The organism is Streptomyces sp. WAC06614, from assembly GCF_003949795.1.
GTDB lineage: Bacteria > Actinomycetota > Actinomycetes > Streptomycetales > Streptomycetaceae > Streptomyces.
Genome location: NZ_RPRY01000282.1, coordinates 1 through 8,806, shown reverse-complemented (window position 1 = coordinate 8,806; position 8,806 = coordinate 1). Strand labels below are relative to the sequence as shown.

The 8,806-nt window shown below is 71.6% G+C and carries 9 protein-coding genes and 1 pseudogene; 8 read left to right on the top strand and 2 right to left on the bottom strand.

Annotated elements, in window-relative coordinates; genetic code table 11:
- The coding region (locus EF918_RS37765; protein WP_221889763.1) for a hypothetical protein at positions 1–188 on the bottom strand (188 nt) is incomplete at its 3' end.
- Between EF918_RS37765 and EF918_RS27825 the strand changes: the two are divergent.
- Positions 183–852: pseudogene (locus EF918_RS27825) on the top strand (glycosyltransferase family 2 protein). The gene EF918_RS37765 and the pseudogene EF918_RS27825 overlap by 6 nt on opposite strands.
- Positions 853–1,140: 288 nt before the next feature.
- Here EF918_RS27825 and EF918_RS27820 read toward each other — a convergent pair.
- Entirely contained in the window at positions 1,141–1,497 is a 357-nt protein-coding gene (locus tag EF918_RS27820) for a hypothetical protein (RefSeq protein ID WP_125651681.1), read from the bottom strand.
- A 1,091-nt stretch (positions 1,498–2,588) separates the two neighbouring features.
- On the opposite strand from EF918_RS27820, the gene EF918_RS38595 reads away from it, so the two are divergent.
- The 7 genes from EF918_RS38595 to EF918_RS27785 all read left to right on the top strand — a co-directional run bounded on the left by EF918_RS38595 (position 2,589) and on the right by EF918_RS27785 (position 8,776).
- Positions 2,589–2,810 carry a hypothetical protein gene (locus EF918_RS38595; RefSeq protein WP_125651683.1) on the top strand — a complete coding sequence of 74 codons (222 nt, stop codon included), beginning with the start codon at positions 2,589–2,591 and terminating at the stop codon, positions 2,808–2,810.
- Between the two features lie 193 nt (positions 2,811–3,003).
- A complete protein-coding gene (locus EF918_RS27810; protein ID WP_185921949.1) occupies positions 3,004–4,146 on the top strand; it encodes an AAA family ATPase in 1,143 nt (380 codons plus the stop codon).
- Positions 4,143–5,939, top strand: a complete 1,797-nt coding sequence (locus EF918_RS27805) for a hypothetical protein (protein ID WP_125651679.1) — start codon at positions 4,143–4,145, stop codon at positions 5,937–5,939. The genes EF918_RS27810 and EF918_RS27805 overlap by 4 nt, the downstream gene beginning before the upstream one ends.
- Before the next feature lie 261 nt (positions 5,940–6,200).
- Complete coding sequence (locus tag EF918_RS27800; protein WP_312847871.1) at positions 6,201–6,638, top strand: hypothetical protein; 438 nt, start codon at positions 6,201–6,203, stop codon at positions 6,636–6,638.
- A gap of 105 nt (positions 6,639–6,743) precedes the next feature.
- Complete coding sequence (locus EF918_RS27795) at positions 6,744–7,160, top strand: hypothetical protein (RefSeq protein WP_125651678.1); 417 nt, start codon at positions 6,744–6,746, stop codon at positions 7,158–7,160.
- Between the two features lie 75 nt (positions 7,161–7,235).
- Entirely contained in the window at positions 7,236–8,129 is an 894-nt protein-coding gene (locus EF918_RS27790; RefSeq protein ID WP_125651677.1) for a hypothetical protein, read from the top strand.
- Positions 8,126–8,776 (top strand): hypothetical protein, encoded by a 651-nt coding sequence (locus EF918_RS27785; RefSeq protein ID WP_125651676.1) that lies wholly within the window; start codon positions 8,126–8,128, stop codon positions 8,774–8,776. The genes EF918_RS27790 and EF918_RS27785 overlap by 4 nt, the downstream gene beginning before the upstream one ends.
- Positions 8,777–8,806: the final 30 nt, after the last annotated feature.

Below are 8,806 nucleotides of genomic sequence, written 5' to 3'. Positions count from 1 at the left end.
CCCGCCACCCCGCTGAAGATCACCAAGCCGGTCGCCCCGGCACCCGCACCCGCCCGATCGCGGATCACCCGCTGACCGCCCCGCCCATGGACCGCACTCCGGAGAAGTCCCTGTCCGCCCCACAGATCACCGTCGTCATCGCCACCCAGCTCCGCCCCGAACGCCTGCCCTACCTGCAGGAGATGCACGCCAGCCTCACCCGGCAATCCGCGCCCTGGGAGGCAGTCCTCGTCCTCGACGGCGCCGACCCCGCCCTCGTACCTGCCCCGATCACCGCCGACCCGCGGGTCAGGACCCTCGTACCTGCCCCGCCCGGTCGGCGCCGCCTGCGCTCGCAACCTCGGCCTGAACGAGGTGCGCACCGAGTTCGTGAACTGGGCCGACGACGATGACGTCTTCCCCGACTGGAGCCTGGGCGTGCGCCTGGACACCTTCACCGACGACCTCGGGTGGGTCGCCGGATACAGCGAGGACTTGCTGCCGGACGGCTCCCGGCGCCTATGGGAGTGCCCGGCCCCGCCCGGCTACCATGCCGCTGGCGACGTCGTGACTTACTGGCCCCGGCCGCAGGACACCATTCCCATCGGACCGACAACCATCCTGGCCCGCACCCGCCTGGTCCGGGCAGCCGGCGGCATGGGCGGCCTCGTCCAGGGCGAGGACTACATGGCCGCCGTCGGCGTCACCACGCTGGCGCCCGGCGTACTGCTCCGGCTGCCCGTCTACCGGTACCGCAAGCACGACGGGCAGATGACCCGCGGCGCGCAGTACGAGGAGTTGGAGCTGGCGGCCCGCCGCCATGCCCACGCGTTCGGGCACGGCCTGCGCAACGCCTTCACCCGCCGGGCGTGAGCATGGACGACCGTACGACGTCCCGTGCCAGGGGCCTGGCACAGGTCATCCTCGCTCTCAGCCCGGCCGACGGTCTGGTCGCCGTCGCCCTGGGCGAGCAGTACCGGTGGGCCGAGACCGCTCTTCAGCTCACGCCCGGATTCGAGCGGCGCCCCGACGGCACGTACGCCCTGCGCGACGTGGACAACCGCCACACCCATCCTGCGCGCCCTTGCCGACACTGCTCGCCGGCACCGTGTCCACCTCTTCGGCGGGCCCCGCACCTACCTGGGCGACTACGCCACCGCACTAGCCGACCGCCTGCCCGGGGAGTGGACGGTGAAGGTCGAGGTCTACGCCCACCCCGTATGGCAGGAAGACCTCGTCCCCTTCCTGTGGGACACCGGCGAACTCGTCGACTCCGTCGAACACGCCCGTATCCCGTACGCCGCCGAGCTCACCAACGGCGCCGGCACCAATCTCCTCCTGGTCGAACGGCCCGGACGTGCCGACGAGTACCTTCTCGGCGCCTTCGCCAGCGCCACCTTCGACGACAACTACGCCGACCCGCACGCCCCCAGTGCGATCGTGCTTCCCGCCGACACAGCCCATGCGGTCCGCCTGGTCACCGGAACGTCCCTGCCCTCGTACGAGCAGGCCGTCCACGACCGTCTCCTAGCCGCCGTCGAAGCAGCACATGGCAGCTCGAGGAACTGCATGCGGCGTGGACGGCGATCCAGCAATCCGGCAACTACACCGACGGCATCCGCCTGGACCCGGCCATGCTCGGACACACCGAGCAGCAGTACCTCGAAGAGAGCTCCGTGGAGTGGCGCCGACTGCGCCCCCACGCCGCGGAGCTCCTCTCCCGCACCCGCCCCTCGGCGGCCACCGAGGACACCGCCTCCCTGGACCGCCTCTCCCAACTGCTCCCGCCTGACGCGGCGGTCTCTTCATGGCCGGCGGCACCGTCCTCGCCCGCCGCACTGGCTCCAGGCACTGCCGAGAGTCTCCGCCAGTGGCGGGCGGACGCGCCGGCCCTGCTGCGGCAAGCCCGAGCCTCCCGCCCCGTCGGCCCTACGTGCACGGTCCGACCTGCACTTCCTCCTGCGGCCACAGCGGCGCCCTCCATCCCCGGGCGAGCACCCCGCAGTCGATGATCCCCCAACCATCAGGACGCCCCCATGCAACCGCACTTCCATTTCGGGCTGCACGCTGAGCACGGTGTGGTCGCCCGTCCCACCACAGCCATCACTGCGCACCTCGCGGCCTGGTACCTGGAGCGCGAGCAGTTCGAACCCGTACCAGGCCACGCGGATCTGTTCCGGTTGACCCAGCCCGATCACGACCTGCGGCGTCGTGCCCGGCAGACCGTCCATGACCTGCGCCGACATGGGTTCACCGTGCACGCGGACCTCTCCCTCGATCCAGCGGAAACCGCCCCGCCGAACGCCCCGATCCGAGCGAACTCTGCGGCCGAACGGCTGGCTCGCATCGCCCGAGCCGCTGCCGCCCGGCCTCCGCAGCACCGGGTAAACGGCCCCCAGGTCACGTCCGTGCCCGTACCCGCCCTCGGTGCCCGCTCCCCGGCTGCCCACCGAGCCCGGTGATCACAGGGCACCGTTCCCCGACCTGAAGACCGCCTCGCCCACGTCCCCGCCCAAGGCCACCTGTCCTGCCTCCGACCGCCACCCCACCACCTTCCCTCCACCACCGATAGGAGATCCGCCTTGCCCGAAGCACCAGCAGAGCCGTTCATACCAATCCGGCACAGCATCACCGGCGAGATCACCACCACCGGCTACAACGCCGCCGCCCGGCGGATCCTGCTCCAGGACGGCTTCGAAGAGACACCAAGCTGCGGCTGCCACGCAACGGAACCCGGTACGGAGCGGACGCAAGGTCCTGCTCGGCAGCCAGCAAGCTGCTCGTCGCCGGCCATCCCCTGCACCTGTACTGAGCCCCCGCTCGGCCGGTGAGCGCCGACGTACGCCTCGGTTGGCCCGGTCGCCGATGTCGGCACAGTCCGTGATCCGCCCCGAGAGCGGCCAGCCCCTCCAGCGCATCGCCAACCCCGCTTGCTCCCATACCTGTTGAAGGACCCTCGTTTTGACAACACCCGGAACGCCTACCAGTCCAGCACGGACCAAGGGCGGCGAACTACGGGCCAAGGTGGCCCGACTGCTGGCCGACCGGCCGGCGGACACGCTCACCATCGGGGACATGGCCCGGCAGCTGGGCCACTCCCACGGCGCCGTCCGCAACGCCGCGCTCACACTGGTGCGACGCGGCGAGGCCGACCAAAGCGGAACGGGACAGCCGGAGTTCCGTGCGAACGCGAAGACCGCCGCAGCCGCGCAGACCGCTGTGATCAGCCCGCCGGGCACCCACGCCCCCCGCACCCAGGCGGCCACGACCCGCACGACGACTCCCGCGGCGGCCACGCCCAGGCAGACCGGCCCGATCCGCCGCGCGGGGGGCCAGCTCTACCACCCCCGGGAGCTGGCCGACCTGCCCGACGTCGAGGCGTTGAATCGCCTGCGCGACGCCGACGTGCCGGTGCTGCTCTACGGTCCTCCGGGCACCGGCAAGACGTCGCTGGTGGAGGCGGCGTTCCCGGACCTGCTGACCGTCGCCGGTGATGGCGACACCACGGTCGGCGACTTGATCGGCGAGTACACGCAGGCCGACGGCGGAGGCTACGTCTTCCAGTACGGTCCGCTGGTCACCGCGATGACCGAGGGCCGCGCCCTGCTGATCGACGATGCCACTCTGATCTCGCCGAAGGTGTTGGCGGCGCTGTATCCCGCGATGGACGGGCGCCGGCAGATCCAGGTCAAGGCCCACAAGGGCGAGATCATCAAGGCCGAGCCGGGCTTCTACGTGGTGGCGGGCCACAATCCCGGCGTCCACGGTGCCGTTCTGACGGAGGCGCTGTCGTCCCGGTTCAGCGTGCAGATCCAGATCGGCACGGACTACGACCTCGCCCTGGCCTTGAAGATCGATGCCCGGGTGGTCCGGGTCGCCCGACACCTCTCCCGCCAGGTCGACCTCGGCGAGCTGGGCTGGGCCCCCCAACTGCGCGAACTGCTCAGCTACCAGAAGACCGAGGCCGTCCTCGGCACCAACGCCGCCCTCGCGAACCTGGTCGGCATCGCTCCTCTGGAGGATCGCGACGCTGTCGCCGACGCCGTCATCAAGGCTGTCGGCGTCAAGAAGATCGCGCCCCTCACCCTCGGCAAGCAGCTTCCCACCTCAGCCGCCCGAAAGCCTCCGGGCAGCACCGTCTCCGCGCACCGGGGCCGCTCGCGATGAGCGCCCACCACCACGTCCAGTACCCCGCCACCACGCCGGACGACGAAGCTGACCTCGCGCGATGGGACGACGACGGCGCCCCGCCCGCGCAGCCGCGTTCCTCCCCGGACGTGTGGCTGCGCGTGGGAGCCGAGCTCGGTGACCGGCTGGTCGCCCTCTCCGGCCGCCAGGACCTCCTCGTCACCTGCCGCCCCGGCACGCGCAGCGGGGCACCGGCCGCGTTCTACCCCACGTTGGGCGAGGTCGAGTTCGACGCCGGCCTGTTCGCCCCGCTCCAGGCCCACGAGATCCATCCGCGGATCGTGGGCGACGAGGAGCGCTACCCCGCCGCCTGGGGAGTTTTCGTGCACGAGGCCGCGCACGCGGCCCACTCCGTCTGGACACCGCCTGCCGGAGCGGACCCCCGGGTCGTCGAGGCCGCGTTCCTGCTGGAGGAGAGCCGCGCCGAAGGCGCACACCTGACCAGGCGGCCCACTGACCGCACGTACTTGCGCACCAGTGCCCGCACCCTGGTCATGCCCGACATCGCCCACCCCACCCTCCCGGGCATCGAGCACGCCGCCTCCGTGGCGGCCCTGATCCTCGGCCGCCGCGACGTCGGCATCCTGGACGCCGGCGAGACCCGGGCCGTCGCCGACCTGTGCGAAAAGGTGCTGGGCGCAGACCTGCTGACCACCCTCACCCACATCTGGACCGCAGCGCACCAGTGCGCCGACCACGACGCCACGACCATGCTCGCGCACGGTCAGGAATGGTGCAACGCTCTGGACATCGCGGCCCCCGCCCTGCCCGTGCCGGAGAACCTCGTCGATTTGCTGTCCGGCGCCGTGGGAGTCGTCATGGACAGCACGGCCGCCACCGACGCCGCCGACTTCGCGGAACAGGCAGCAGCGAACAACGCCATGGCCGCACAGTCCAAGGTACAGGCTCAGGACCGTGCCCAGCGGGCCAGCCAGCGACGCCAAGCCGCCGCCACCGCCAAGTCGGTCTTCAACGCCCGCGGCACCGTCAGCCCCGACGGCACACCGGCGCCCCGCAGCAACCCGGTCACCGGTACCCGCCGGCCCACCGCCGCCGAGCAGAGTGCCGCCTCGCGCCTGAGCCGCGCCCTGCGTGCCGCCGCCTACCGTGAGCGGACCGAGGAGCAGACCACCAGCCCCACCCCGCCTGGCCGCCTCAACATGCGCGCGGCCCTCGCCCGTGACGCTCAGCGCGCGGCCGGGTCGGTCCCCACCGCGGAACCGTTCACCCACACCCGCCGCCGGAACTCCCCCACCCCACCGCTGCGTGTGGGTATCGCCGTCGATGTCTCCGGCTCCATGCGTGCCGCCTGCGCGCCCGTCGCGTCCGCTGCCTGGATCGTGGCACGCGCAGCAGCCCTGACCGACCCCGACTCCCGCACCGCCACCATCGCCTATGACAGGCACCTGACCGCACTGACCCGGCCCACCCACCGGGCACCGGAGCGCGTGTCGACGTTCAAAGCCAACGGCGGCAGTCACAACCTCGGCGACGCCATCGACGCACTCGACCACGGCCTCGAACTCAGCCGCCCCGGCGCCGGCCGCCTCCTCGTGATCGTCACCGACGCCCGGTACAACAGCGACGAAACCGCTCAAGCCGTCACCCGCGTCAAGCAGCTCACGACCGCTGGCTGCGCCGTACTCCAGCTCACCCTCACCGCGAATTCCCAGCACCTGCCGGGGACCACCCTGCTGCACCTGCCCCGGCCCTCCAGCGCTCCCGTCGCCATCGCTGCGGCGGCCACAGAGGCCATCCGCAGGACACGCTGAGACGACGCAGAAGGCGGAAGCGTCCCGAGACCACCGTCAAGCACTCCAGGCCACTTCCGTTCGCCGTAGGAATCGTGCATCTGATGCACGACCCTCCGCAACGACGCAGGCCACCACCCCAACCGCCAACGAAAGGCACCTGAATTGAAGCCCCAGACCAGCAGCCCGACCTCGAACGTGAAGCCCATCAAACGGAATTCCCCGGGGGTCCCCACATCCTTCGAGGTCATCCACAGCTGTGGACACGCCAACACCCACGACTTGAGCGGTCGTTCGGCGGACCAGCGCGCCGGATACGCTCGATGGCTTGCCGCCCGGCAGTGCACCGACTGCTGGCGGGCTGATCACCAGGCGGATGCCGCCAGCACGGCCGAATGGCTGGCCGCCAAGCGCGCGGACGAACAGGCCGCCGCCGCGGACTGGGCAACCCAGTTCGACATGCCGCCCCTGGAAGGTCCCGAGAAGATCCTGGGCTGGGGCGAGCGCACCCGCCACCAGCTGGTGACCCGCGCATACGCCGCGCTGGTCACCGAGGGTACGTGGGACGAAGCCGACTGGGCGCAGTTGGAGGAGCAGGTCCGGCTGCTGACGCGGGCAGGGTGGTGGGTCGACCAGCGCGAGGCCGAGGGGACCGATCTGCCCGAGCTGCTGGAGGCCGCCGACGACCGCGACCGGCCCACGGAGAACCCGTTCCGGTAGGTGCGCGGCGCGCAATATAGCCGCCGATCCCCGGTTTCGGAAACCGGGGATTCTCCGGACCCTTTGTCTTCCACCGCCGCCCAGCGCCTTCGTGGAGGACCCTCCGTGCCCGAGACCCGCCCCGTGTATCTGCCGCCCGACCCGCTCACCCCGGAGCGGGACATCACCCACCAGCACTTCCGCCCCGGCGAGCACGTCGTGATCTTCAAGGGCGCCGCCGGCGGAGAGCTGTGGGGCGATGCGATGAAGGTCGTGGTCGACTCCTGGCACACCCCGACAGACGAGGACGGGTGGCGGCTGCTCGACCCCAACGGAGGCGACCGCTCCTACGTCACAGCCCACCCCCGCTACCTGGTGCACCTGTCCAAGCGGTGCCCGGAGTGCTTGATGCACCAGAAAGCGCTGCGGGAGTACCTGGTCAAGCGCCTGGGGGACAGCGAGGAGGTCGTGGACTGCAACTGGTACTCGCTGACCGCGCTCCACCAGCTCGTCCACATCGCCGACGCCAGACCCGGGCGCTGACCACAGCCGTCCTGCCGATGCGAGAAGGCGTCGGCCTCCAGTCGGCCCCCGATATGCCCGACCCCGAGCGAGACCATGATCATTAAAGTCCACTCCCGTGACGCGACCGCCGGCGAAGCACTCGCCGAGGCGCTCGGCCGCGAGATCAGCATGGAAGAGGGCCTGACCACCGAGCCCGGCGGCACGGTGGTGGCCCACTGGAACCAGCTTGACCACTACACCGACGACGACCGGATATGGGAGTCGGCGACGTGGGCCAACCACCTCGCCAACCCGTCGCTGGAGCACCCGCTCGCCTCCGGGCCCGACGGCGACCGGCGCGCGATCCTCCACATCACCGCGTACCTGCATCCGCTGGACCGGGAGCTGAACCACGCCGAGTGGCAGGAGATCGGCTATCGACTCGCCCGTGCCGCCGGTATCGCGCCGCCCGGCGACGACGCGGCCTGCCGGTGGATCGCCGTCCAGGGCCAAGCCGGCCGCTTGGACCTGATCGGCAACCTGATACGTGGCGACGGTACCTGGAGTGCCCTTCCCCTCCGACTCGCGCAGGCCCTGCTCACCGAGCAGCGGCGCCTCGCGGCCGATCTCCTCCTGCACCCCAGCCCCCCGCGGAATACGGGCCCCCAGGCCCCTTCGGCCGGTCCGGCGGTCGCCATCTCCCCCCGGGTTCCGACCGCGACCAGCCCACTCGCTGGAATTCTGCGGCAGCTCGCTGCCGAGCAGTCCGGCCCGATCGCCACCGTGCGACAGCTCGTCGAAGAGGTCGGCCGCCAGGCCGCCGCCCTGCCTGGCGACCAAACAGACGCCGCTGCTCAGGACTTGTTCTGGGCCGCGCGTCGCCTGTACGGGCTGCAGGAGCAGCTGGGCGAGATCGCCTCCCGGCTCCACCCTCCCGCGCCTGCGGCCTCCGTCGCGCCGACCCGGCCGGTACAGGCGCCTGCCGCATCGCGGGTGGCGGACCGGTGAACGGGCCAGCCGCCCCGCGCAAGGCAGCACCCGTCACCGTCGCCCGGGACGCGGACACCGCCCTGATCATCGCCCGGGGCGGTGACGGGCTGGCCCACGGCATCCTGGAACGCACCTTCTTCCTCCGCGAGGTTCACGGCATGACCTGGCACCGGATGTCACCGACCGTTGCGCCGGAGGACCAGGCCGCAGTGGCCCAGCTCGCGGTCGCCCGGCTCCAAGCCGCCGGGTACCGCGTCGAGGCGGACGCCGAATGCGCGACACCGGCGACACAGGACCGCTTCGTGACGGACGGCCGGTCCATTGCCAACCTCGCCGCCGCCATCCGCGAGGCGACGAGCCCGGCCGAGGTCTCCGACCGGCTGGAGGAAGTGACCGCCGCGCACGACGGCATCCTCGCCTCCCTGGACCAGCTCCTCCACTCCCTGGCCGCTGTCTACGACGGCCTCGGCGGACCTGCGGACCGGCGCATCGCGGCCCATATGCGCTACCTGGCCGAGCAGCGGCTCGGTCCCATCACTGCGCACCTGCTGCACACCCGCGCAGAGCTCGCCGACCGCACCACGGCCCCAGCCCGGCCGGGCACGTCACTGCCCGGCTCGGCGCCGGCCGCCCCAGCCGCTACCGCCTCCGGACGGACCCGATGACCCCCGCCCCATGTTCGAGGAGCCCATGCC

Excerpts from the sequence above, each read along its gene's own strand:
- EF918_RS27790 (WP_125651677.1), top strand. The coding sequence starts at position 7,236 with ATGATCATTAAAGTCCACTCCCGTGACGCGACCGCCGGCGAAGCACTC.
- EF918_RS27805 (WP_125651679.1), top strand. The coding sequence starts at position 4,143 with ATGAGCGCCCACCACCACGTCCAGTACCCCGCCACCACGCCGGACGAC.